A 23,625-nucleotide genomic window follows, 5' to 3' on the forward strand; every position below is an offset into this window, starting at 1 on the left:
TGCTCAGGGTCCACCCGACTGTCTCCCCATCAGGAAGCCCGGCGAGATCAGAAAAAACTCCACAGTTGCAACGAAATTTCGGATAAAACTTCGCGAGGACGGTGTCTCATGGCTGAATCCAGGCGCCATTATCTATATCAGCACCAGAAAAATCAGAGTAACCGGAGCCACTAACCACTCTGGACACAAGTGTTTTCTTCTCGGAACTTTTTTGTGGATTGATCTCTGACACCAAAAGCGATCCACAAAAATGTGCATAATTTTTATATTTTCACTAATTAAAGAAGTCTCCAGAAGCTGCTCGTTCTGAATCTCTCTGAAGAGAGAAATTCTGCGCGCTACAAGATGTAAATGCTGGATCTGGTACTCATTGTTCCCCGGGATCTTTCCGAAGACGGGAAGCATTCCCAAAAGGAGGGAACCCTTGTCAGGTTTGCCGTATTCAAGGAGCTTCTGCTGGATTTGAATAGTGTTAATTAGATAATGCCGCAGTGCACGTTATTGCGAATAGTTTATGGTTGTGAACGATTTTTCTACAATATATTTTAAATATTAAAATATTTTCCATACATACAGATCGAATTTAAATATTATTTCTCATCCTGATCGTTCTTATTTTGTCCAATATTTCCCGATGGGCTCTTGGGCGGCCCGGCGGCATCTTCATCAAGATTAATTTCTTTTTCAACCTCTTCCGTATGCGGGGAGTTATGAGTCTGGATTATGTGTCTCTCGGCTGAACAGGCGACCAGCCCAGAGCAGAGACAGGCAGCGACAAATCCCCGGACGGCGAAAAACCGCGACATGACACGCTCCTGATTTTGGGTCACAGTTCCAGACAGTGAAATCAGAGTAAAGCTGAATGAAGCGCCATGTCGATATTGATGCGTCATAATGTTGTTTGGCGACAGAGCGTCGCCGCGAGGATCTGAACTGCTATTCTATCTCGATATGACAGAAATCACTCGAAATCTGTCCGCATATTTTTCCCGGAAAATCGCCAGAAATCCGGTCTTTTGCCCCGTTCCCTCTTGCTCTTGTGCTCTGTCTCTGGTCCAACCCGTGATCAGGAGAACACGCTCAGGAGAACGAGTGCGCCATGCGGACTGGACAGATTGCGGCCATGTTGCTGACCGCATTGGCGCTTGAAGGCTGTTACGCGCAGTACAATTACCGTCCCTCCGGTTACACCGAGGCATGGTCGATGGGGCATCATGACGGCCATCTCGGCTGGTATGACGGGCATGGCCATTGGCAGGGCTGGTTCGATGGCGCGGCCTGGCATGATGCCCATGAGGCTACTCAGCATGGTGCGTCCACTCCGCTTTCCGACAGATCGGCAATGGGTTCCGTGAAAAGCCAGCCAGCCCTGCGTAGGCCGGTCCCGACTGTAGCGCAACCAGTCCTGCCTCGGGAAGAAGCGCCCTCTGCGGTTAACCCAGTCCCGGAGCCAGCACAGGCGCCTGTTTTCACCCCGCTCCCCACGCCGACTTCACCATCCGTGCCTTCTGTTGAAGTCCCGAAAGCGTCCGTGGCGGCTCCGCCTGTCCCGGCTACCATTCCTGCGTCCCGGACATCAGTGCCGGCAAAAGCGCCGACGCCTCAGGCGATCGAGCCCGCAGCGCCGCCCCAACCCGCTGCGGCCAAGGTTCCAGCCGTCCAGAGCTCCCCTGTCCAGCCTGCGCCACAACCTGCACAGGAGCCCGCCCCAAGCCCCGCCCCAAGCGTCGAACAACCCTTGCCAGTGCAGCCGTCCGCTGCTGATGAAGCTCCTGCATCACCCCCGACGACGCCCCAGCCTCTCTTCAAAATCAAACCAGGCACATCCATGCCCGATGGTCCGGACGAGTCCACATCGGCGGCGTCGCAGGTGCTGCCCGCCTGGCTCAGCCCATCTCCTGATCCGGTCCCGACCTCGCAACCCACCCCGGCACGCTCTTCGGGAAGAGCGGCGAGCAGAACGACACGAAAGACGACGCCGTAAAATGGTCCAGCCGCATGATGGCGATCATGCGTACGCTTGCTTGCTGTCGATGACGTTCTGGAAACAATACTGGCTACGGCAGGGAAATCATGCCCCAGAGGGTATCATCAAGGGGATGTAGCAACGCATCCTGTATAAGGAAGTGAAACAGAGGAGAGCCCGTTGCCAGAGACCACGACCAGTTCCGTGCCCGGAAAGATGAGCGACCGTCTTGAGGCCCTGCGTGCCGTCCTGACGGAAACGAGTCTGGACGGGCTGATCATTCCACGTAGCGATGAATATCTTGGCGAATACGTGCCTGCCTGCGCCGAACGGCTGGCATGGATCAGCGGTTTCACAGGAAGTGCCGGACTGGCCGTCGCTCTCGCCGGGAAGGCCGCCGTTTTCTCCGATGGCCGTTACATCACCCAGATGGATGATCAGGTCGATGGCGCACTATGGGAGCGCCATCACATCACGGAAGCGCCTCCACGCCTCTGGCTTGAAAAGAATGCTCCCGAAAAAGCCCGTATCGGCTACGACCCGCGCATCATCAGTCGTTCCGCGTTGAATGCCCTGCATACGGACGCCGTGATATTTGTTCCGACCCCATTCAATCCTGTTGATGCCGTATGGACCGATCGTCCGGGTCCGCCTTCCGCCCCAGCGCGGGTTCATCCGCTGGAATTCACCGGACAGAGCAGTGAGGAAAAACGCCACGCGCTCGGTGCGCAACTGCTGGAAAAAGGATGGCAGGCCGCGATCATCACCGACTGCACGTCCGTCGCATGGTTGCTGAACATCCGCGGAACTGATGTGCCTCACACGCCTGTGGTGCTCTCTTTTGCCATTCTGCACAGCAACGCGCAGGTCGATCTGTTCGTAGACGACGCGAAGATCACGCCTGAAGTCCGGAACTGGCTTGGCGACGATGTGACCATCCTGCCCCCTGACCAGTTGGAAGCAGCACTTCGAGCATTGAAGGGCCAGAAAGTAGCAGTCGATCCTTCCGCCACACCGGTCTGGTTCAGCCAGACGCTCGACGCAGCCGGAGCGACCGTTGTGGAAGCGGCTGATCCCTGTGCGCTGCCCCGCGCGAGGAAGAATGCTATCGAGCAGCAGGGCGCGCGGGCCGCCCATCTGCGTGACGCTGTGGCCATCTGCCGCTTCCTGCACTGGCTGGATACTCATGCCGCCGGTTCAACGGAACTGGAACTGGTGGAGCGCCTGCAGGCTTTCCGGGCAGAAGCACCGGAATATCGCGACGATTCCTTTGACACGATCTCCGGGGCCGGGCCGAACGGGGCCATCATCCATTACCGTGTCACGCCGGAGACCAGCCGTCTTCTTGGCGCGAACACGGTCTATCTGGTGGATAGCGGCGCGCAGTATCCCGACGGCACCACGGACATCACCCGCACCATCTGGACAGGACCGGATGAACCTTCCGTCGAGATCAGGGAAGCCTTCAGCCGTGTGTTGAAGGGCAACCTGCTGCTGGGACGTACACGTTTTCCCGGCGGCACGACCGGCAGCGCACTGGATGTGGTGGCCCGCTATGCGCTGTGGCAGGGGGGGCTGGATTTCGACCACGGCACCGGCCACGGCGTGGGCAGCTACCTGTCCGTGCATGAGGGGCCGCAGCGCATCTCGAAGCTGCCGGGCACGGTGCCTCTGGAAGCAGGCATGATTCTGTCCAACGAGCCGGGTTATTACCAACCCGGATCGTTCGGGATCCGGCTGGAGACTCTGGAGATGGTCAGAGCCTCTGACGTCGGACAGGACGGACGAAACTTTCTTGAGTTTGAAACGCTGACTCTCGCTCCTTTCGACCGCCATCTGGTTGACCCGGCGGTTATGGGGCCGGAAGCCTTGGATTTGCTTGATTTTTATCACGCCACAGTGCTTGCGGAGGTTGGCCCCCTGCTCTCCGGGGAGACAGCAACGTGGCTGGCGCATGCCTGCTCTCCCATCAAGAGGAAGTGACAACACGCAATTGCGTATCGCGCTAGCTCTCAATGCGAGGCAGAAGGGGCAGCGGATGTATAGGGAGTTCATGATGACGAACAGCAAAACTATCCCCGCCACCCTTATTCCGGGCGATGGTATCGGCCCCGAGATTATGGACTCGGTGGTCGAAATCCTCGATGCCGTTGGTGCTCCGTTTGCGTGGGAACGCCACATTGCTGGCATGGCCGGGGTTGATGCGGTCAACGATCCTCTTCCGAAAGACACTCTTGAGAGCATCCGCAGAACCGGTCTTGCTCTCAAAGGCCCGCTGACCACGCCGAGCGGCGGCGGCTTCAAGTCCATCAATGTCACGATGCGTCAGGAATTCGGCCTCTACGCGAACCTCCGTCCGACCAAGACAATCATTCCTGGAGGTCGCTACGAAGATATCGATCTGGTCATCGTCCGCGAAAACCTCGAAGGTTATTATGCCGCTATGGAACATATCGTTCCATGCGACGGCGACCCGAAAGGCATGGCGATCAGTGGTGGCTACGTGTCCCGCAAGGAGTGCGCACGCATCGTTCGCTTCGCGTTCGACTACGCCGTGAAGAACGGTCGCAAGAAAGTGACGCTGGTTCACAAGGCCAACATCATCAAGCTGATGAGCGGCATGTTCCTTGAGGAGGGCCGCAAGGTCGCAAAGGAATATGAAGGCCGGGTCGCAGTGGATGAGAGCATCGTCGACGCCGCCGCCATGCGTCTGGTGACCAATCCCTGGCAGTTCGACGTGATCGTCACGACCAACCTGTTCGGCGACATTCTCTCCGATCAGGCAGCCGGTCTTGTCGGCGGTCTGGGTCTCGCTCCGGGCGCGAACATCGGTGAGAAGGCCGCGATCTTTGAAGCGGTGCATGGCTCCGCTCCAGACATCGCAGGCAAGAACCTCGCCAACCCGCTGGCTCTGCTGCTGGCCGCGGTGATGATGCTGCGTCACGTCCGTCGTGACGATCTGGCCGACCGGATCGACACAGCCATCAAGAACCTGATCACCAGCGGCAAGGTTCGCACCCGTGATATGGGTGGCGAAGCTGGCACGAAGGAACTGACGGCTGCACTGAAGCAGGCTCTCGTCTGATTCTTCCAAAGGTTACGGTACAGGCTGGAAACTCCGGTTTCCGGCTTATGTCACTGAAGGCTCTGCCGTTTGCGGCAGGGCCTTTTTTTTATGGCGTCCTGATACGTTGCAAACACATCAGGGAGAGAAGATACCCAGCTAACTGCGGAAGCAGGACGGTTTTGTGAAGAACCGCTTGATGCCAAAGCTGCTCATTTTCGCAAATTAACCATAACGGGCAGGGCGTAGTCAGACAGACCAGTTACGGCTGCTGCACGAAAGGCGCCTCATTATTGCTGGAGATCTCTTTCAAAGACGGGCGCAGCGTAATTTTGCGGGAAAGAAGGATACGTCTGCTGAAGCGCGGGAATTGTTCTGTGTTCATCCCGAACAACAGAACATATATGACGCTTTCAAACCCCTGGTCGGAGTGAGAGGATTCGAACCTCCGGCCCCTGCGTCCCGAACACAGTGCTCTACCAGGCTGAGCTACACTCCGATTGGGTGCGGGCCTAATAGCGCTCCTGCTTCATGACTGCAAGAGCCGAATGCTCACACACCTGCCAGGAATCCATTTATTTTCTGCTGCAGGGCGGAAAATCACATTCTGGCGGCAGCTTCAGCGTCGTCGCGGTTATGCGATGGAGAAACGGTTTCCAGTCGGCGCAGGGCCGCTGCTGCATCAGGCACGACTTCAATCAGCGCACGCGCTTCCGGAGAGGCAAACCCCTGGCTGACCGCCTCATCCAGCATCGCCAGCACGGCCTGCGCCCAGTTCGCGATATTGACGAAAAGAATGGGCTTGGAGTGCAGTTGCAACTGCTTCCAGGTCAGAATTTCCATCAGTTCATCAAATGTCCCAAACCCACCGGGAAGAATGAGAAAAGCGTCAGCCAGCGAAAACATTTTCTGTTTGCGCGTATGCATGGAATCCGTAACGATCAGTTCGGTCACGCCGCGATGCATGACTTCACGCGATTCCAGAAACTCGGGAATGATGCCCGTGACGCGACCACCTGCCTGTATGGCGGAGTCTGCCACCGCACCCATCAGACCGACATAGCCGCCGCCGTAAACGAGATGAATGCCAGCCTGAGCAAGTCCGGCTCCCACGGCTTCAGCCGTTTCCTTATAGGCGGACATATTTCCGAAACGGGAACCGCAAAATACGGCAGCGGCATTAATGCGGGCAGACATGCAGTCAACTCTCCATAGGCTTGTCGGGTGTCTTCTCTCCGGCTCCGTCGTCAGTCAGTGGAGACCGTTTTTCTCATAAGAGCATGATACAGCTTCATACCCTCCCGCCAAGTCACCTTATGTCGCATCCTCTTCGATCTTTTCTTCCGGAAAGACTTTCTGTGTACGGTAACACCCGCTCTTTAAGCCGGTCAGAAGCACTCGCCGAGAGGCTGCCGGTCAGTTCGTGACGGTAGTGATATCCGGTTACATACGATCGTGGAGATTCCAGGTGGCAGCGTGAAAGTGTCACCGCCCTTCATGTTCCCCGCATCAGCCCTGACTATCTCGAAGACATGAAATCCGAATATGGGCCGATGACCATCGCCACAATCGACCGGGCAACAGCGTGGCCGTCACAGTCGGGAAGAAGCAGCGCAACAGGGTGGCGGCTCAGCACGAGAGAACGGCGCGTCGTAATACGCTTCAGTGCCCCAGTAGGGCGGGTCGAGGTAAAACAGAACGTCCGGACCGTCATACCGCGTCAGAATGTCCTCATACGGCCTGCATTCGATCGTCACCGATGACAGCCGCTCATGCACAGCCTCCAGCCGAAACTGGTTTCACAGACCGCTTTACCGCCATCACGCAGCCTCCATGATCTGGTCGCAGCTGATGATGCCCGCCGTCACCAGTTCATCGAGAAAAACCCGCCGCGCTGGGGCTTCCATTTTCAGAACCCGCGTGGCTTCCTTGCGTCCAAGCGCCAGCCACTTCTCGTCATTGGCGACAGGAGCCACACTTTCCGTCACCAGTTCGGACGGCTTTCTGCCCTCCGCGAGTGCCTTTTTGACTCTCTCGACTTGTAGAACCGGCTCTTTAATGCCGCCGATAAACAGCAGCTCCGCACGGTCAGACGCCGATCTGCGCATCATTGGCCGCGTGGCAGGTGCTCCCATATAAACGTCTAAACGCCCTCTTAAGGGTCTCTCAGCATCCGATCATCACCTGCCACGCATGAGAGGCCGATGTGCAGAACCTTTTGTCCGAACCCGGCAAAATGCTCGCGCAAGTCCAAAACCTTGCGTCTCTGCGCGGCGCACGGTTCTTTGTGGATTGTTTGTGGATAATTTCCCACGAAGAACCGCCGACAAAAAAATCTCCATCCCACGTGGTCCCCGGTTGTCCCACGGAATCCCGGCCTGTCCGATACCTTGTGTCCCCTGACAACCGTCATGTTCTGGTTATGAGTCCTGAGCCTGGACAGCACCGGAATCAAGGTCAAAGGAAAGGGAGAAGGTTAATGGCATACGCGCAAACATGACGGTCCGAAACGCTGGATATGGCGTAAACTCACTATCGGGATCGACGAAAGATCGCTGGAAATCAGGATTTCGAACGTCAGATCACCGAAATTCACGTCCGTTGCGCCATCCTCAATCGGTTCATCCCCGGAACAGCGCTCACTCACGCCGTCAGGTAAAGAAAGTGACGATCAAAGCTCTCACAACGACCAATCAACCAATTATGCAACAGAGCGGGGAGGCGAACCCTCCACATGGCAGCCCATCGCTCTCTTTGACGACTATTATGATGAGGCACCCAGAGCGCTCAGTGCCCATGGTATTTTTACACCGGGGTCGCTGATGTAATACGATTTCTGCCGCATATATGCTCGAAGACCCTCAAGTCCCTTTTCCCGACCGATACCGCTTTCCTTGTCGGCTCCAAAAGGAGTCGAAATAGAAAACTGTTTATAGGTATTGATCCAGACGGTGCCAGCAGTAATCGCTTTGCCCACGGCCATGGCGCGTCCCAGATCCCGTGACCAGACCCCGCAGGCCAGACCGTACTGGTTGTCGTTGGACATGGCGATCACATCATTCTCGTCGTCAAATGGCATGGCGACAAGAACAGGGCCAAATACCTCCTCCCGACATATTGTCGCTGTATTATCGACCCCGTCTATGATTGTCGGCAGATAGTAATAGCCGCCTTTATACGCTTCTCCGTCTGGGGCCATGCCCCCCGCGAGAATCCGACCACCTTCTGCGCGCGCAATATCCACCCACCGTGCGACATTGGCGACATGTGCAGGATGGATCAGTGGAGCGACCTGTGTGTCGGGATCAAAAGGATGACCTACCTTCAACGCTTTTGTTGCGGAAACTAGCCGCGTAAGAAATTCATTGTAGATGGAACGATGAATGAACAGACGAGACCCTGCAATACAGGACTGACCGGAAGACGAGAACATACCATACAGGATACCGGCGAGCGCCTGATCGATATCGGCATCAGGAAAAACGATGGTTGGAGATTTCCCACCGAGTTCAAGCGATACAGGCACGAGGCGTTCGGCTGCTTTGGACGCGATTGCGTGACCGACCTTGGTGCCGCCTGTAAAGGATATCCGTCCTATTGCCGGGTGACTGACGAGACGATCGCCGATGGTCTGTCCACCACCGGGGAGAACGGACAGCAGTCCCGCCGGTAGACCGGATTCCGCAACAATCCGCGCAAACTCCAGTCCTACAAGGGGACTCCAGGTGGCCGGCTTCAGGATCACTGCATTTCCGGCTGCGAGTGCGGGAGCGACCTTCTGGGCATCGCTGGCGATCGGTGAGTTCCAGGGTGTGATGGCTGCGACAACACCGAGCGGCTCATATCGGGAGAGTGTCATCCACGGCCCCCGTGACGGCGTGATGGCCTCTTCCATTGTTTCCAGAGCCGCTGCAAAATAACGGAAAGTGCTCGCTGCGCTCATGGCCAATGCATGAGTTTCCCGAAACGTTTTTCCCGTATCACGGCTTTGGATATAGGCGATCCGGTCGGCGTTTGCCGTGATGCCCTGGCTGATGCGGTAGAGATAATCGGCTCGACGGTGTGGCAAGAGGTCTCGCCAAGCCGGATCAGCAGCAGCTTTCTGTGCGGCGCTCACGGATTCATCAAGATCTTCCGGACCAGCCTCCCGCATGACCCTGTTCAGGCTGTCATCCGCTGGAAAACGGGATTCGATTTGAGGCCCCCGACCTTCCCGGAAAGTCCCTGCCACGAAAATGCGGCCATCAGGAAGATCGGCTGTCGTAAAATCCATGGCAGAGACAGACATCACACTACATTCCTTGCGATTGTCTGAAGCACGGGTCTAATCGCGTTCAGAATGACATTTGCGACACTGTACCCTGCTGTAAGCGAGGTTTTGGGGTTATCCGGAGATGGCACGCCTTCCATGCGGAAATTGCCGCGCGCGCATCCTGAAACAAAGGAAATTTCATGAACATTATTGGAACATTCAGGGTCTGCTATCAGGAGGACCTGTGTACGATCAAAACCGATCCCGGCCAGAGCAACTGTAGCCGCCACATTGGCATTTTTCGGAAATTGCAAAGCGGCTTCCCGTGCGCTTCCCTTGAAGATTATGGCGTAGTCCGTCCCGCCTCCCGGCCAGGAGGAAGGCGGCTTTCTTCCTGTATAGACCACTTCGGTCAATCCGGAGAGGCGTGCGGCTGAGAGGCCATCCATGCCGGCAACGGCGCCTGTTGCAATATGAAATTTTTCTGATCTGATCTGATAAAGAGATGCAAGGATATCCGGGTCTGCCAGAGCGCCGACAGACGCAATCACTGTTTCGATTCCGGCAGCGAGAAGACTCGGAACACAGGAGGCGACAGCCTGCTGCGACGCACATTCACCAACAATGTCTGGCTCCAAAGCGATTAATTCTTCTACAGAACTGATGACTCTACTTACAGCACCACCAGTTTTCCATTCTGTGATCGCATCCTCTCCGGCTGCCTCACGACCCGGTCGCACCAGAACCGAGAGACGTTCTATTCGAACACCTGCATCAGTCAGTGCCGCCACCACAGTCGCAGCCATGGAGCCGGAGCCGATCAGGCCCAAATGCAGACCTTCTTTTGTCATGATACAGGCTTTCCTGCTGCACCTGCGGGCGGACCGGCAAAACTTCTTGCAAAAGGACCAATCCTGGTCATGTCAATTTCGAGAAGAACAGGTCCCTCTGCATCAAGTGCAGCAGTGAACTCATCACGAAATACCGAGATGTCCGAAATGCAACGATGAGGCAGTCCAACAGCAGCAGCAATCTGGCCAAAATCAGGAATTGTCGAAAGAGTGTAGCAATGTCGTCCTCCGTATTGCGCATCCTGAATGTTTCTAATGACCCCATAGCCACAGTCATTCATCAGAACGAAGACGATATCGGCATTTTCCTCAACTGCGGTAGCCAGTTCACCTATATAAAGCATCGCGCCTCCGTCTCCCACGAGACAGACAGTGCGGGGAGCAGCACCGGAAAGCGCCGCGCCGATAGCCATGGCGATGCCTTGACCGATACCTCCACCAAGAGCGTGGACGCCAAGATTGGGTGCGGCAAGACTGACATAGCGGTTACCGAATGTGGAATTGGAGATGGTCACATCACGGACAAACGCCAGCCTGCGTTCAAAAACAAATTCCCTGAGTGTGTCGGCTACTATTGCATAGGGTCCAAGACCCTGCCGCAAGGACTCCTCGCTCTTTGCGCGCGCGTTGCTGATATCCTCAGAAAGTGTCGTGTCAACGTCGAGATGTTCTGGAAGTTTTTCCAGAAGCAGGGAAAGTGTTGCGGACGCATCGCCGTGGATGAAAAGATCAACCGGGTAGTTCCGCGCGCCCTGACTGGCATCTGCGTCAATCTGCACGAGTATACGGCCAAGCTGCATTTCATTGTTGCGGGTTTCATTCCCTCTGAGACGTGAGCCCACAACCACCATGAGATCTGATGATTCGTAAAGGGCCTGAGCCTCCGGGGTCATGTTGAAAGCACCGAGTGAACCTGGGGCATTTTCCGGGATGACTGCACGGCCATTCGTGCTGGTCACCGTCCCGACACCGCGTTGCAGCAGCGCAGCGGCCTGTGCTGTTGCCTTACGGGCGCCTCCTCCAAACCAGAAAACAGGTCGTCGGGCTTTCCTGACCAATTCAGCGAGGCAGTCCACAGCCGTTTCATCCGGCGTAACACCAGCTTTGCGGGGCTTTGGCCAGACGAGAGGGATACGCGCCTCCTCCCTTTGCACATCGATTGGAATCTCGACCGAAACCGGGCCGGACGGGGCGGTCAGGGCAGCCGAAGCGCCTGCCGCCAGCGTTGTGATAACAGAGGCTGCCGACCATGCGCGCAATACGTCCTTTGAGACACCGCGCAGCATTTCAGGCTGACGGGGTACATCATGAATTGGCGCGCGGTCGCGATCAACGAAAGGCCTGTCGATCTGCGTGGTGATATGCAGCACCGGAGAGCAGGCTGTCAGAGCTTCAACCTGGCTGCCTGCTGCGTTTCCTGCTGCGGTGCCGGTGCTGGTGAAGACGACCCCCAGTCCACCAGACGTCCGGGCATAGGCATCCGCCATGTTCATGGCGCCCGCCTCACCACGCGCCGGCACGAAACGGATGCGCCCCTGACGTGAAATAGCGTCGAGCATCGGCATGTTGTGGATGGAAATTACACCGAAAACGACTTTTACGCCTATTTCGGCAAGCCAACTGGCGACAAGATCCCCGACCGGCATCATCGTTGGTGTCATGCCGTTCTGTTTCGTATCATGAATCATGCTGTGCATTCCGTCAGATATGGCGAGAGAGGCCGCCGGAAATTTCGATCTGTGAGCCTGTCGTGTAGGAGGCTACCGGGGACCCGAGGAAGGCGATCGCGTTGGCGACTTCTTCCGGAAGCCCAAGCCGCGCCAGGGGAATATTCTTTTTCCGGGCGAGATCGGAAAACCATGTGTCGCGGTCGTTGGATTTGTCTTCACGCGCCGCAAAGCGACGATCCCACTGTCCTGATTCAATCAGGCCTACGACAACTGAATTGACCCGGATAACCGGCGCGAGCTCTCCGGCAAGAGATTTCAGCAGGTTCTGCACACCGGCCCGGGCAGCTGATGTGCACACCATATGTGGTTCCGGCTGGTAGGCCAGCAGAGAGTTGACCGCGACGATAGCGCCTTGTCCGGAGGCTCTCAGCATCGCCTCAAAAGCACGAATCGTGTTGATCTGACTAAAAAATTTAAGAGTCAGCTCCTCATGCCAGGCTTCATCCGTCGTGTCTGCGAATGTCGACACACGGCCCTGCCCGGCATTGTTGACGAGGAGGTCACATGCACCGCGCCAGACGGTGACGGCATGACACAGCGCCAGGACATTCGCCTTGTCCAGAATATCGCATTGCTGCGCGAGTACATCTCCGTGACTGGAAAGCGACGCCCGCGCCTGTTCTAGCCTGACTGGATCACGGCCACAGATCGCAACCGCCATACCTTCACCAAGAAGCCTGCGGGCGGTCGCGAGACCTATTCCTGAACTTCCTCCCGTGACAACAGCAACTTTTCCCCTCAGGCCGAGATCCATTTTGTTCTCCTATGAGATGCTGTAAGATTTATCTGAAGCATTTTCACGCCATCCAAGACGCACTGAAATTTCTCTGGCGGCATCCAGAACAGACCCGACAATTTTTTTGCGGCGACTATCACTCATTTCAAAAAGTGTTGTCGGTCCGGTTACATTGACGGAGGCGATCACACGATCCGATTCATCGAAGATCGGAGCGGCAATGGAGCTTACGCCGTCTGAATACAGCCCGTCGCTTTCGGAATATCCGATCTGTTGTTCACGATGCAGGGTCTCCTGAAGTGCGGTCCACGAAGAGGGCGTACGGTTCGTGTACCGACCGAGAGGCCGGTCTTCATAAAGTTTTCTGACTTCGGCAGGATCCATCCATGCGAGAATAGCCCGCCCGAGCGTGGTGGCGTGTGCGCCGACACGCGATCCGACCGAGATGTTGCTTGCCAGCGGCACATTTGGCACACGGCGAGCCAGATAGACAGCCTCACGTCCGTCAAGGACCCCGAGATGCGCAGACAGACCCGTTTTTTCAGCGAGTTTTGCAACAACGGGCAAAGCGATACGGACAAGATCCTGACCGAACGCGCTTTCTCCAACCAGACTGACAAGGCCGATGCCGATCTGGTATTCACCTTCACGCACAGGTTCGATGAAGCGTTCTGTCTCCAGCGTGTGCAGCAGACGGAGAAGAGTGGTCCTGCTGATGCCCAGTGTTGAGGCAGCTGAGCGGATATTGGCCAAAGAGCCTCCTTCCCCGATATAACGGAGAAGTTTGGCCGCACGTTGAACGGGCGGCGAAATATAGCTGCTTTCGTCGGTGTTGTGTTCTGGATCGGACATGCTGATGTGACCTTCCGTCGTCATTCAGGTGAAAACAAAACCTGCGTTGACCGGAAGAGCCTGTCCGGTCAACGACAGAGCAGGTTCAGTCAACAGGAAGGCAACGACGCCGACAATGTCTTCAGGATACTGTGGGCCTGGTACAGCCCTGCCAGTTTCATAAAGATCATGACGCTCCTGTGGGACGTATTCGGTTGCTTCGGTCCGCATGATACCCGGTGCGACGGCGCTTACGCCTATTCCACGGGGACCAAGTTCGCGTGCAAGGGAGCGAGTCATGGCGATGACCGCGCCTTTACTGGCGATATAGGCCAGCAGACGCGGTGCGCCCCAAAGGGCAGTGTCGGAGGCGATATTGACGATCCGGCCACGGGTGGAAAATAGCGGGCTTAATGCGCGGGTCATAAGCCATGTTCCGCGTACATTGACCGTTTGCACCCTGTCCCAGAGTTCGATTTCGATATCCTCGAAATTCTTACCTCCAACATTGGTTGCAATGGCGCCGTTGTTTACCAACCCGTCAATGCTGTCCCATTTGCCTCTCACCGTTTCTGCAAATGTCGCAATTGATTCGGGTGCGGCCAGATCGACACATGAGAAACTGACCGGAACCTCATACTTTGCCGCAATCCGGTCAGCGGTTTTTCCGCCTTCTTCAAGAATATCAGCCAGCCACAACTCGGCTCCGGCTGCAGCGCAGGCTTCCGCGATGATTTCGCCCAGGCCGCGCGCACCGCCGGTAATCACAACACGATGCCCGGCAAGACTGGATAATGAGACATGCATGAAAGCAGTTCCTTTACGCCGGACCGATCTGATTTCGATTACAATATGATCATATATGGGCATATGATCCTTATTTGGGTTACTGAATCGTTTCGGTTGTGTCAAATGATCTGTGCATTGACAGTGCGACCATGACAGGCACTGATCGCGATATCGAACCGGATTCGAAACAATAAGGATTGAGGCACCATGCAGAGCGCTGATTCGGATGTCAGGAACGAGGCTTTCCGTGCGACGGATACATCTTTTTCAAAGATCCCTGCTCTGCTGCCGGTTATTGCGCTGATGGCGATCACCTATGTTTTCTATGGCTGGGACCGTCTTGTCATGCCGGTCGAGCTTGTGGAATTGAGGAAAGCGCTGAATCTCGACCAGCGGACAGCCGGGTTGATGGCAAGTATTTTCACACTTGGCATTGCGGTATTGTCTCTTCCTGCTGGTCTTCTCGTTTCACGTCTTGGACTGCGCCGCGCCCTTGGATTCAGCACCCTTCTGTTTTCAGCAGGGACGCTGCTTTCCGGAATTGCCTCGAATATCCAGACTCTCTTGATAGGGCGTCTTGCAACCGGTGCTGGCGAATCGGTTTTCAGCATCGCGTTGTTCATGTTCATTGTCGCGCTGTTCCCGCGCTGGCGTGGAACCGCGATTGGAGGCGCTACTACGATTTTTGGTCTCAGCATGTTTGTGGGGCCACGCGTCGTGCTTTTTCTTCAGCATCTTGGTGGTGGGGACTGGCGGTTTCCATTCAAGCTGATGGGGATGTTCGGAGTCGTCGCCGGATTCTGCCTGCTGTTTTTGGTTCCCAGACGCTTGCAGGCGGACCCGCTGGAAACTGCTACAGAGAAAGAATGGTCATGGCTGTTTACGCCAGGGTTGCTGTCGACCTATGGGCTGGCAGTTGTGAATGGCCTGTGTTGCTACGCTTATATGTCGCTGTTTCAGACTTATGGACGTATTGGACATCACCTGACTCCTGAGCAGGCTTCAGTGGCTTTCGGCTGCTTCGGCATCGGTAATATTCTTGGTGGCATCCCGATCGGCCTGCTGCTGGATCGTACAGACCGGCGTGCGGGGGTGGGAATCCTGTCCGTTCTAACCGGTGTGGCCGGCGCCGTCCTGTTCCTCTGGTCCCTGCACCCCCTGAGTGCGATTATCCTCTCTTTGATCTATGGCATCGGTGTGGGCGGAGTGTACGGCAACTGTTACGCCCTTTCACGTGAGCAGGCTCCGGCGGCCAGAGCTTCTCTCGCTATCGGTGTGCTGCTCACGGTCTATTATATTGGAGCGTCCGTCTCGGGGTATATCTTTGTCGCTGTAATGGGGGATGATTTCTCTTCCCACATGCGCGGGGCTGTGCTGATGTTTCTGGCGCCCTACCTTCTGGCGGGACTGGTGATGCTGCTCGTTCGTTATCGGGCCGGTGAGACTGATCTGGCCGGAGACTGATAGACAGACCCGGCTACGGCAACAATAATGAATCCCCGAGAGCCATCTGGATGGACAAAGAGGTAACAGCCCTTTGTCCAGCCTGGATGGTTTTATGTTATTTGTGCCCCCGAGTGCTGTCCTCGGCTTTTATCTTCTGACGGCGCGTGGCGCCATCGATGCCGCCGGCAACAGCCCATTCTGCGAAATTTTCCGGACGGCGTTCCCATATCCGCGGTTCCCAGGCTTCGGTGCAGTAATCTTCATCGGCATAATATTCGAGCGGTGCTGCCAGAGGGTTCTCGAAATACCAGAAATAGGCTGATGAAATCGGGTGCCGTCCCGGTCCGATTTCGGTGTTCCAGCCTTTGCGGGACATTGCGAGACCACCCCCAACAACTTCATGAATGTCGTTTAAAGTGAAGGCGACATGATTGATGCCTGCCTTGCCCGGACGGTTCAGAATGAAAAGATTATGATGGCCACCCCGAATCTGACAGCGCATGAAGCAACCGTGATTCGGATATTCGTCGCTCACAACAAAACCGAGCTGTTCTGTGTAGAATGCCCGCATGGCTGCGAAATCGGCGGCGAACAGTACGATGTGGCCAATCTGGATCGGATCGGCCTGCGTAATAACCGGTCCGCGTTTATCGATCCGGTGATAGGCTCCGGGAGCATTCGGCATTGTCGGTGCGCCTGTCACGGGACGACGCTGCGTTACCCTGAACGCAAGAGACAGACCATTCGGGTCGGAAACGCGAGGCAGTCCATCAGTGCCGATGGAGACAGCATCACCAAGACGCACCAACGTTTCATCAAGTCCTTTTTGATCGCGGGCACCCCAGATGACTTCCCGCACTGTATTGCCGCCTTCGATCGCGGCGGGAAGGTCCGGCGAGTCAGCTGGTTTTACGATGACCGCACAACCATCGCGCGTTTCAAAAACGAGCTGATCTGGTGATATTGATCTTTCATGCAGTCCCCAGTCGCGCATGAAGCGCAATGAGGCGTCCATATCCTGCACACCGAAGATTACGGCGTCGATGCCATATAAAGCCATAACGATCCTCTTGTGTTTCATATATAAAACAAATGAAGGGTTTTTCTCTGGTATTTTTTGATCTTACACTGATTACAGCGAAAATAATCGATATTACAGTTATATTTTTTCTTGAATCGCCACAAATGTTTGTAATATGAAATGATCATTGCGAATAAAATATGGCGTGCGATGCGCCATCTCATCAGGAGTTTTCCATGTCGGGGCTTACAGAAAACAACTCCTCACTCAATCAGGATTTTCGTCGTCATCTCCTGAAATTTACGGAAAAAACTTTTGACTGGGATGCGTTTCCGTCCAATCGTGGTTTTGCTGACCTCGAACGGGCGCAGATGCGGTTTATCGGGTCAGGCGGTTCGCCGAAAGTCAATGACAGTGAAACGCTCAAGCCGGAACACTTTACGCTGAGCCTGATCTACAAACATCCCGGTAAATATGCGGCATGTCACGCGCACGAAATCGAGGAAGCCTTTCTCGTGCTGGATGGCGTGCTCACCGTAGGGTGGGAAGAAGACGGGGTCGTGGTGGAAGCGCCGCTCGGCCCTAAGGACATGATCCTGAATGCGCGTGAGATTCCGCATGGGTTTCGCAATGCTGGTGTTACGCCGGTTACCATGTCGGTCCTGGTCGGGGTCGGCAAGCCTCTGCCGCCACGCTATCTTTATCATCCCAAGGACGTGGATGCAGATCTTGCGGCTTCCTTTGGCGCACGGGATGGTCAGGTTCTGAGGGTCGATCCGGAAGGGCAACATCCTCTCCAGCGCATGATGGCGCATTATGTTGTGCGTTATGACGAACAGCCCACTGAGTGGACGGCCGCCGGTTTTGGTAGAAAAATCTATGTTGGAGAGGGAGGCGCACCTCCCTCCACAGCCCGGAAAGAGATGTTTCTGATCCCGCCCGGCACCGGTGTGAAACCCTATACCCGTACCTGCGAGGAAGCGTGGCTGGTGCTTGACGGCCATATCACCGTCGGCTGGGAAGAAGACGGCAAGACGATCGAACGTCAAATCGGACCAAAAGACGTGTTCGTTTCTCCTGCTGGCAGAACGCGTTATTTCCGGAACGATGAGGCGAACGCGGCAACCGTTTTCGTCGCCATAGGGTCGCCTCTTGCGGGTGATCCGGACTACCAGCCGATCACGACATGACAGTTCCGCATTGTTCCGTCATATCGCACACGACCCCGTCCGGCGGTTCCCTGACCTGGCTGGAGGCAGGTGATCCTGATGCGCCTGCTCTGGTTCTGCTGCACGGGATCGGGTCGGATGCCCTGCTCTGGCAAAAGCAGATCGCCGCCTTTGCGCCCCACAGGCATGTTCTGGCCTGGAACGCGCCGGGTTATGCGGAAAGCTCACCATTATCGGATGATGTTTTCCCGGGCGATGCGGGTATCTGGGCTGATCAGCTGGCGCAAGGACTGGATGCGTTTGGTGTCGATCGGTGTGTAATGGTGGGGCATTCTCTTGGAGCGATCACGGCGGCCCGCTTTGCTGCCACGTCGCCCGAACGGGTCAGCACTCTCGTGATTTCCAGTCCGGCGCGCGGGTATGGGCAGGAGCGGGGCGCTGATCTGCTGCCCGCCCTCCAGGCACGAATTGACGATATTCGTCAGTTCGGATCAGCAGGAATGGCTGCCCGCCGCGCTCCACGGACTCTGACTCCACAGGCATCTCAAGAGATGCTCGCAGAAGCCGAAGCTGCGATGGCGCGGGTCTCGGTCGAGGGATATTGTGACGCCGTGCATCTTCTTGCCTGTGGACGTCTCGTTGAAGATCTTGCCCGCTGGACGGGGCCACTTCATCTGATAGGCGCTGAGGAAGACATCATCGTTCCACTCAAAATCGTTCAGCAACTGGCAACAGCTTTTCCGCAGGCCCGGCTTCATGTCATCAAGGACGCGGGACATGCTTCCTATCTGCAGGCCCCGGAACAATTTCAGGCCGCACTGGCCGATGCATTGTCTGCATGAAGCTGTCTCATCCCTGATATCCCAGCGCCACCGAAATTTCTTCGGCGGCGTTTTCTACGCGGACACGCACGACGTCCTCAAGCGCAGCCCGATCGTAAGCGTCCAGCGAGCAGATGGCGTTGACAGCAGCTTCGGCAATTCCCGCGCGATTCCGGACAGGAGCGGCGATACTCGCGACATCAGGTTCGAAATAGCCCCAGCTCGCCAGACTGCGCTGGGGACGGTCCGCTTCAAGTTGCGCCACCAACTCTCCCAGATCGGCGGGGGTCGCATCCGTATAGGTGGGAAAATCATAACCATCGTAAAGCCGTACCACGTCCGGCAGAGGCATGTGAGAGAGCAAGGTGCGGCCAATGACTGTCGCATGAGCCGGAAGTCGTGTGCCGACGCCGATCAGACTGTCTACACGTGTCGCTCCCAGACAACGGGCGATATAGACTACATCCGTTCCTTCCCGCACGACCAGATGAGTCGTGCAGCCCGTCTCATCACGGAGTCGTTCGAGAATAGGAGTGGCAATATCTCTCAGGCTACGGCCGGAAAGGGCGTTGTAGCCCAATCGCAGCACGCGGTTCCCAAGCCGGAATGTTTTACGTGCGGGGTTGCGTTCCAGATACCCGGCGACTTCCAGGGTATGGAGGATTCGGAAAACCGTCGCGCGGGGAAGACCTGTATCGCGCGCGATGGCGGCAAGACTCTGTTCCGGATTGTTTTGCGAAAAACCTTCGAGGATCGCAAGGCCCCGGATCAGGCCGGGCACAATGTAACGATCTCCATCCGGTGTTTCATCAGGGGATGCGTTGCTGAGGTCAGGAATCATGGCGTTCATTCTACGCAGGGATTTCCATTCAGGAAAAGATTGCGTGACGTCGCAAAGGCTGCAGACGACTCTTGCCTTTTCCATTATGGTATCGTAATAATGACCTATATTGATCATGTAGACCATATATGGTCAAAAAGGTGTTCATGCTCGGTGGAGCAGGCCGGGATTACCCCGCTCAGGAGGACCGTACGATGAAAAAGCCTTTTGTTCCTTACAATGAAACCTGGCAGACGCGTACACACGAGCCGGATCCGTATGAAAACATGCTTGGTGACGTGCTGGAGAGCGCCTTTGCCCGCGGGGCGACGACGCTTTCCGAGATTATCTCTGTCATGACCGAACGCGATATCCCGGCGCCCGATGGTGGAAGCTGGACTGAGCGTTCCCTTGCCGATGAACTTGCCCGACTCGCGGACTGAAGCCCAATTCAGGAACAGGAACCCGTCATGACCATTTCCGCTGACGCACTTGAAACCAGACTGCGCACCGGTCTGCGAAACCAGTGGTATGCCGTTCTGCCGTCAAATCAGGTGACGGCAACACCCGTTTCCATCTATCGCTGTGGTTTTCGCATTGTACTCTGGCGGGATCATACCGGACGAGCCTACGCTCTGGAAGATCACTGCCCGCATCGTGGCGCACCTCTTTCTCAGGGCACGCCGCTCGGTAATAAAATCGCATGTCCCTATCATGGTGTGCAGGTTGATGCGGATGATGTCGCCGTCAAGGTGCCCGGCGCTCCCGGCTGCCGTCTGGAGGGGATGCACGCGACGCGATCCTTCCCGCTTGAGGAGCGTGGTGGCGCGGTTTTCCTGTTTGTCGGAGAAACAAAGGATACGCCTCCGACCCCGCTGCGTGTACCGCCGGAACTGGAAGATCCTGAATACAGTCATTTCGTGTGCTATACGGAATGGGGCGGCGATTATCGTTATGTAATCGATAATGTCATGGACCCGATGCACGGTACTTTTCTGCACCATCATTCTCACTCGATGTCGGAGGGCGAGGCGACCGCCAATTTCCAGATCGTTGAAACGGAACATGGATTTGTTTTTGAGAAAGAAGGCCAGCGTGACGTCAATTTTGACTGGACCGAGTTCATCGATATCGGTTCCATGTGGCTCAAGCTTGAGATCCCTTATCCGAAAACAGGCGGTCCCGGCGGAAATTTCATGATTCTGGGAAGCTGCTCTCCCATGCAGGACGGATGGAGTGCGGTTTTCTTCTGGCGACTACGAAAGGTTTCGGGTTGGCAGCGTGATGCCTGGCGTTTCCTCTATCGGAACAGGCTGGAGGGAAGGCACTGGCATGTGCTTGAGCAGGACCGCGTTCTGATTGAGGATTATGAACCAGGCGCGAACCAGCGGGAGATTCTTTATCAGCATGATGCAGGTCTTGTCCGTTTGCGCCGGTATCTCAAACAGAAAGCTGAAAAACAGCTTGAGACATTAGCTCATGCCTGATCTTCTTCGTGTTCGGGCGTGTGTGCTGAAGTGGGAGGCAAAGGATATTGTCTCCCTTGAACTCCGTGCGCTGGATGGAGGCCCTCTGCCCCGCTTTACAGCAGGCAGTCATATTGACCTTCATCTTCCGGGAGGCATTGTCCGCAGCTATTCGCTGAGTAATGATCCGGCGGAAACTGATCGCTATGTTGTCGGTATTGCAAGGGATGCTGCAAGTCGCGGTGGATCGCGCTATATTCACGAGACACTACGGATTGGCGCCGAATTCGATATTGGCAAACCACGCAACAACTTTGAACTGAATGAAACCTCACAGGATCATGTTCTGATCGCAGGCGGCATCGGCATCACTCCCATGATGTCGATGATGCATCGCCTACATACACTTGGTCGTCGGCCAGTGCTTTATTACGCCGTACGCGACCATTCCCGCCTTGCTTTCTCTCGTGAGATCAATGCGATAAGTCGTGAACACGTCTATCATATTGATAGCGAAACTGGTGCCCCTCTCGATATCGCCTCCATTATCGGCGCTCATCCTGACGCGGATTTTTATTGCTGTGGTCCGGCTCCGATGTTGTCCGCTTTTGAAGATGCGACAGCTCATTTGCCTGAGGAACGGGTCCATTTTGAACGTTTTGCTGCGGTTGCCGTTGCCAAACCGGATACTGAAGCTGCTTTTGAAGTCGAATGCGTGAAATCTCATAAGGTTTTTGCAATTCCTCCTGACGAAAGCATTGGTGATGTGCTGGAGGCCGCAGGGATTCCGGTTGATCTTTCATGCCGCGAAGGAATTTGCGGGAGTTGTGAGACACGAGTTTTATCGGGTGTTCCGGAACACAGGGACAGTGTGCTGAGCAAAAGCGAAAAAGAAAGCCACAAGACCATGATGATCTGCGTTTCACGCTGTCGTTCCGGCAAACTCTTGCTTGATCTTTAAACATTCCATGGGGACAGGGGAGAGACGCATTGTCAGCACTGACACGCCGTAGTTTTCTGTCCGGAACAGCTTCTGGTCTGCTTGCCCGAACTTCTTCCGCCTGCGCTGAATCTCGTTCCGCCAATCTGACACTTCCTTTTCTCTGGGGGGCGGCAACAGCTGGCTATCAGACGGAAGGTAACAGCACCAATGCCGATATCTGGCTCCTTGAACGAATGGCGGGAACTGTTTTTAAAGAGCGGAGTGGCCGGGCTGATGATTTTTATACCCGTTATCATCAGGATATCGTCCTTCTGGCCTCACTTGGCCTGAACTCTTTCCGGTTCTCAGTGGAGTGGTCGCGCATTGAGCCTGAACCAGGCGTTATCTCTCATGAAGCCATCGCACATTACAGGGATATGCTGCGGGTGTGTCATGAGCATAATCTGATTCCCTGTGTTACATACAGTCACTTTGCCTGCCCCCTCTGGTTTTCTGCCCGCGGTGGATGGGAAGCTCCGGATGCAGCAGATCATTTTTTACGTTATTGCGAGCTTGCCTCACGGTCCTTCGGAGATCTGATCGGTACGGCTGCTGTTTTTAATGAGCCTGATCTGCACAAGCTCATTCTTCATGGTAGCCCTTTGAGTGATCGGAAGAAGGAGATCATGCTCGCACAGGCGGCAAAATCCTGTCATTCCCCGGTATTTGGCTATTATCTTTCGGGAGATGCGCAGTGCATAGAGGCGGCGATGATCAGCGCATATCTGCGGGCATATGATGTGATCAAAAGTGGTCCCGGTCTGTATCCTTTAGGCCTGACGCTTGCGATGACTGATGATCAGGCTGTTGGCGATCCGCTCATGCGCGACCGGAAACGCACTGAAATTTATGACGCGTGGCTGCATGCCTGTCGAGAAAAGGGGGATTTTATCGGTGTGCAGGTTTATACGCGTAGCCTGACGGGACCGAATGGTACTGTAGCGCCCCCTGCTGACTCACGCTTTACGACCATGGGATGGGAATTCTATCCGGAATGCGTCGAGGGTGCATGCCGGTATGCCGCGTCCGTTTCGCAGCGCCCTGTCATTGTGACAGAAAATGGCATTGCAACGGATGATGACACTGAAAGGCAGGATTATATTCGACGTGCAGTAGAGTCGCTTAACCGCGCGATCGCGGACGGAATCGACATCCGTGGTTACTATCATTGGTCATTTCTGGATAGTTTCGAATGGGCATCTGGGTATAAACCGCGGATGGGGCTGGTCGCGGTCAACAGGGAGACGGAAGAGCGGACAGCAAAACAATCTGCATTTCTGCTTGGCAATATGCGTCCAGACAGGTTTGTATCCTGGAAACTTTGATGCGATATAACGCAATCTCAGTAAATATCATTTAAAATCGTTTTTCTCTGCCTCCCTGAATTTTCAGAAGAATATTTTTTATTCTGAAATATATTTTTGATTACGTATTATGTGTTTTTCCATCGCTTTTTGAACACAAAACAAAAACAGTCATTGAGCTGTATGCCGGGACTGACTTTCGAAAACAGATGGTATTTCTTTGTCAGGATAAGATCTTTGTCGTTTTTGAGGTTTTCCTGACTGGAGGATTTGTAACAATATCGTCGGAAAATACGTCGAGGATACGACATTTCGTTGACAGAACGTTTTATTCAAATCTATCCTGTTATGGACATATGATCCATATGTGAACAACA

The 23,625-nt window shown here is 55.3% G+C and carries 22 protein-coding genes, 1 tRNA gene and 1 pseudogene; 11 read left to right on the plus strand and 13 right to left on the minus strand.

The window, feature by feature from the left end; all coding sequences use genetic code 11:
• Positions 1 to 590: 590 nt before the first annotated feature.
• Positions 591 to 806 (minus strand): hypothetical protein, encoded by a 216-nt coding sequence (locus A0U92_RS13925; RefSeq protein ID WP_077813720.1) that lies wholly within the window; start codon positions 804 to 806, stop codon positions 591 to 593.
• Between the two features lie 293 nt (positions 807 to 1,099).
• On the opposite strand from A0U92_RS13925, the gene A0U92_RS13930 reads away from it, so the two are divergent.
• The 3 genes from A0U92_RS13930 (at position 1,100) to A0U92_RS13940 (ending at position 5,051) form a co-directional block, all read left to right on the plus strand.
• A complete protein-coding gene (locus A0U92_RS13930; RefSeq protein WP_077813721.1) occupies positions 1,100 to 1,984 on the plus strand; it encodes a hypothetical protein in 885 nt (294 codons plus the stop codon).
• A gap of 186 nt (positions 1,985 to 2,170) precedes the next feature.
• Complete coding sequence (locus tag A0U92_RS13935; RefSeq protein WP_408736125.1) at positions 2,171 to 3,949, plus strand: M24 family metallopeptidase; 1,779 nt, start codon at positions 2,171 to 2,173, stop codon at positions 3,947 to 3,949.
• Positions 3,950 to 4,019: 70 nt separating this feature from the next.
• Complete coding sequence (locus tag A0U92_RS13940; RefSeq protein WP_077814476.1) at positions 4,020 to 5,051, plus strand: isocitrate/isopropylmalate dehydrogenase family protein; 1,032 nt, start codon at positions 4,020 to 4,022, stop codon at positions 5,049 to 5,051.
• A 401-nt stretch (positions 5,052 to 5,452) separates the two neighbouring features.
• Here the strand turns inward: A0U92_RS13940 and A0U92_RS13945 are convergent.
• The 4 genes from A0U92_RS13945 to A0U92_RS13955 form a co-directional block, all read right to left on the minus strand.
• Positions 5,453 to 5,529 (minus strand) — tRNA-Pro (locus tag A0U92_RS13945).
• A 101-nt stretch (positions 5,530 to 5,630) separates the two neighbouring features.
• Positions 5,631 to 6,227, minus strand: a complete 597-nt coding sequence (locus A0U92_RS13950; RefSeq protein WP_077813722.1) for an LOG family protein — start codon at positions 6,225 to 6,227, stop codon at positions 5,631 to 5,633.
• A 395-nt stretch (positions 6,228 to 6,622) separates the two neighbouring features.
• Positions 6,623 to 6,808 carry a DNA adenine methylase gene (locus tag A0U92_RS17475; protein WP_257788150.1) on the minus strand — a complete coding sequence of 62 codons (186 nt, stop codon included), beginning with the start codon at positions 6,806 to 6,808 and terminating at the stop codon, positions 6,623 to 6,625.
• A gap of 42 nt (positions 6,809 to 6,850) precedes the next feature.
• Positions 6,851 to 7,141, minus strand: a complete 291-nt coding sequence (locus A0U92_RS13955) for a hypothetical protein (protein WP_077813723.1) — start codon at positions 7,139 to 7,141, stop codon at positions 6,851 to 6,853.
• 318 nt (positions 7,142 to 7,459) lie between these two features.
• On the opposite strand from A0U92_RS13955, the pseudogene A0U92_RS18530 reads away from it, so the two are divergent.
• Positions 7,460 to 7,660, plus strand: a pseudogene (locus tag A0U92_RS18530) (hypothetical protein); the annotation flags it as partial.
• Positions 7,661 to 7,794: 134 nt separating this feature from the next.
• On the opposite strand, the gene A0U92_RS13970 reads toward A0U92_RS18530, so the two are convergent.
• The 6 genes from A0U92_RS13970 to A0U92_RS13995 are packed head-to-tail and all read right to left on the minus strand — an operon-like array spanning position 7,795 to position 14,237.
• A complete protein-coding gene (locus A0U92_RS13970; protein ID WP_236748157.1) occupies positions 7,795 to 9,318 on the minus strand; it encodes an aldehyde dehydrogenase in 1,524 nt (507 codons plus the stop codon).
• A complete protein-coding gene (locus tag A0U92_RS13975; protein ID WP_077813725.1) occupies positions 9,318 to 10,133 on the minus strand; it encodes an aspartate dehydrogenase in 816 nt (271 codons plus the stop codon). The genes A0U92_RS13970 and A0U92_RS13975 overlap by 1 nt, the downstream gene beginning before the upstream one ends.
• Entirely contained in the window at positions 10,130 to 11,821 is a 1,692-nt protein-coding gene (locus A0U92_RS13980; protein WP_222927827.1) for a thiamine pyrophosphate-binding protein, read from the minus strand. The genes A0U92_RS13975 and A0U92_RS13980 overlap by 4 nt, the downstream gene beginning before the upstream one ends.
• Before the next feature lie 13 nt (positions 11,822 to 11,834).
• Positions 11,835 to 12,617, minus strand: a complete 783-nt coding sequence (locus A0U92_RS13985) for an SDR family oxidoreductase (RefSeq protein WP_077813726.1) — start codon at positions 12,615 to 12,617, stop codon at positions 11,835 to 11,837.
• A gap of 9 nt (positions 12,618 to 12,626) precedes the next feature.
• Positions 12,627 to 13,451: an IclR family transcriptional regulator gene (locus tag A0U92_RS13990; RefSeq protein ID WP_187668775.1), complete on the minus strand. Its 825-nt coding sequence runs from the start codon at positions 13,449 to 13,451 to the stop codon at positions 12,627 to 12,629.
• 24 nt (positions 13,452 to 13,475) lie between these two features.
• Positions 13,476 to 14,237: an SDR family oxidoreductase gene (locus A0U92_RS13995; RefSeq protein ID WP_077814479.1), complete on the minus strand. Its 762-nt coding sequence runs from the start codon at positions 14,235 to 14,237 to the stop codon at positions 13,476 to 13,478.
• A gap of 189 nt (positions 14,238 to 14,426) precedes the next feature.
• Between A0U92_RS13995 and A0U92_RS14000 the strand changes: the two genes are divergently transcribed.
• Entirely contained in the window at positions 14,427 to 15,683 is a 1,257-nt protein-coding gene (locus tag A0U92_RS14000; RefSeq protein WP_077813728.1) for an MFS transporter, read from the plus strand.
• A 97-nt stretch (positions 15,684 to 15,780) separates the two neighbouring features.
• On the opposite strand, the gene A0U92_RS14005 is transcribed toward A0U92_RS14000, so the two are convergent.
• Positions 15,781 to 16,725, minus strand: coding sequence for a VOC family protein (locus A0U92_RS14005; protein ID WP_077813729.1), 945 nt, complete (start codon positions 16,723 to 16,725; stop codon positions 15,781 to 15,783).
• A gap of 197 nt (positions 16,726 to 16,922) precedes the next feature.
• Here A0U92_RS14005 and A0U92_RS14010 point away from each other — a divergent pair, with 197 nt between their 5' ends.
• Positions 16,923 to 17,876, plus strand: coding sequence for a cupin domain-containing protein (locus tag A0U92_RS14010; RefSeq protein ID WP_077813730.1), 954 nt, complete (start codon positions 16,923 to 16,925; stop codon positions 17,874 to 17,876).
• Complete coding sequence (locus A0U92_RS14015; protein WP_077813731.1) at positions 17,873 to 18,697, plus strand: alpha/beta fold hydrolase; 825 nt, start codon at positions 17,873 to 17,875, stop codon at positions 18,695 to 18,697. The genes A0U92_RS14010 and A0U92_RS14015 overlap by 4 nt, the downstream gene beginning before the upstream one ends.
• A 7-nt stretch (positions 18,698 to 18,704) precedes the next feature.
• Here A0U92_RS14015 and A0U92_RS14020 read toward each other — a convergent pair whose 3' ends face one another.
• A complete protein-coding gene (locus A0U92_RS14020) occupies positions 18,705 to 19,526 on the minus strand; it encodes an IclR family transcriptional regulator (RefSeq protein ID WP_187668776.1) in 822 nt (273 codons plus the stop codon).
• A gap of 185 nt (positions 19,527 to 19,711) precedes the next feature.
• On the opposite strand from A0U92_RS14020, the gene A0U92_RS14025 reads away from it, so the two are divergent.
• Genes A0U92_RS14025 through A0U92_RS14040 form a run of 4 tightly spaced genes read left to right on the plus strand, consistent with a single transcriptional unit; the run spans position 19,712 to position 23,269 of the window.
• The gene (locus tag A0U92_RS14025; RefSeq protein WP_077814480.1) at positions 19,712 to 19,939 is read left to right on the plus strand and encodes a recombinase-like helix-turn-helix domain-containing protein; all 228 of its coding nucleotides are present in this window, start codon (positions 19,712 to 19,714) and stop codon (positions 19,937 to 19,939) included.
• 27 nt (positions 19,940 to 19,966) lie between these two features.
• Positions 19,967 to 20,983: an aromatic ring-hydroxylating oxygenase subunit alpha gene (locus A0U92_RS14030; RefSeq protein ID WP_077813733.1), complete on the plus strand. Its 1,017-nt coding sequence runs from the start codon at positions 19,967 to 19,969 to the stop codon at positions 20,981 to 20,983.
• Complete coding sequence (locus A0U92_RS14035) at positions 20,976 to 21,923, plus strand: PDR/VanB family oxidoreductase (protein WP_077813734.1); 948 nt, start codon at positions 20,976 to 20,978, stop codon at positions 21,921 to 21,923. Before A0U92_RS14030 ends, A0U92_RS14035 begins: the two co-directional genes overlap by 8 nt.
• 29 nt (positions 21,924 to 21,952) lie before the next feature.
• Positions 21,953 to 23,269, plus strand: coding sequence for a glycoside hydrolase family 1 protein (locus A0U92_RS14040; RefSeq protein ID WP_077813735.1), 1,317 nt, complete (start codon positions 21,953 to 21,955; stop codon positions 23,267 to 23,269).
• Positions 23,270 to 23,625: the final 356 nt, after the last annotated feature.

The organism is Acetobacter aceti (genome assembly GCF_002005445.1).
GTDB lineage: Bacteria > Pseudomonadota > Alphaproteobacteria > Acetobacterales > Acetobacteraceae > Acetobacter > Acetobacter aceti_B.

Coding starts and splice junctions, on each gene's coding strand:
- A0U92_RS13925 (WP_077813720.1), bottom strand. CDS start 806: ATGTCGCGGTTTTTCGCCGTCCGGGGATTTGTCGCTGCCTGTCTCTGC.
- A0U92_RS13930 (WP_077813721.1), top strand. CDS start 1,100: ATGCGGACTGGACAGATTGCGGCCATGTTGCTGACCGCATTGGCGCTT.
- A0U92_RS13940 (WP_077814476.1), top strand. CDS start 4,020: ATGATGACGAACAGCAAAACTATCCCCGCCACCCTTATTCCGGGCGAT.
- A0U92_RS13950 (WP_077813722.1), bottom strand. CDS start 6,227: ATGTCTGCCCGCATTAATGCCGCTGCCGTATTTTGCGGTTCCCGTTTC.
- A0U92_RS13955 (WP_077813723.1), bottom strand. CDS start 7,141: ATGATGCGCAGATCGGCGTCTGACCGTGCGGAGCTGCTGTTTATCGGC.
- A0U92_RS13970 (WP_236748157.1), bottom strand. CDS start 9,318: ATGTCTGTCTCTGCCATGGATTTTACGACAGCCGATCTTCCTGATGGC.
- A0U92_RS13975 (WP_077813725.1), bottom strand. CDS start 10,133: ATGACAAAAGAAGGTCTGCATTTGGGCCTGATCGGCTCCGGCTCCATG.
- A0U92_RS13980 (WP_222927827.1), bottom strand. CDS start 11,821: ATGATTCATGATACGAAACAGAACGGCATGACACCAACGATGATGCCG.
- A0U92_RS13985 (WP_077813726.1), bottom strand. CDS start 12,617: ATGGATCTCGGCCTGAGGGGAAAAGTTGCTGTTGTCACGGGAGGAAGT.
- A0U92_RS13990 (WP_187668775.1), bottom strand. CDS start 13,451: ATGTCCGATCCAGAACACAACACCGACGAAAGCAGCTATATTTCGCCG.
- A0U92_RS13995 (WP_077814479.1), bottom strand. CDS start 14,237: ATGCATGTCTCATTATCCAGTCTTGCCGGGCATCGTGTTGTGATTACC.
- A0U92_RS14000 (WP_077813728.1), top strand. CDS start 14,427: ATGCAGAGCGCTGATTCGGATGTCAGGAACGAGGCTTTCCGTGCGACG.
- A0U92_RS14005 (WP_077813729.1), bottom strand. CDS start 16,725: ATGGCTTTATATGGCATCGACGCCGTAATCTTCGGTGTGCAGGATATG.
- A0U92_RS14010 (WP_077813730.1), top strand. CDS start 16,923: ATGTCGGGGCTTACAGAAAACAACTCCTCACTCAATCAGGATTTTCGT.
- A0U92_RS14015 (WP_077813731.1), top strand. CDS start 17,873: ATGACAGTTCCGCATTGTTCCGTCATATCGCACACGACCCCGTCCGGC.
- A0U92_RS14020 (WP_187668776.1), bottom strand. CDS start 19,526: ATGAACGCCATGATTCCTGACCTCAGCAACGCATCCCCTGATGAAACA.
- A0U92_RS14025 (WP_077814480.1), top strand. CDS start 19,712: ATGAAAAAGCCTTTTGTTCCTTACAATGAAACCTGGCAGACGCGTACA.
- A0U92_RS14030 (WP_077813733.1), top strand. CDS start 19,967: ATGACCATTTCCGCTGACGCACTTGAAACCAGACTGCGCACCGGTCTG.
- A0U92_RS14035 (WP_077813734.1), top strand. CDS start 20,976: ATGCCTGATCTTCTTCGTGTTCGGGCGTGTGTGCTGAAGTGGGAGGCA.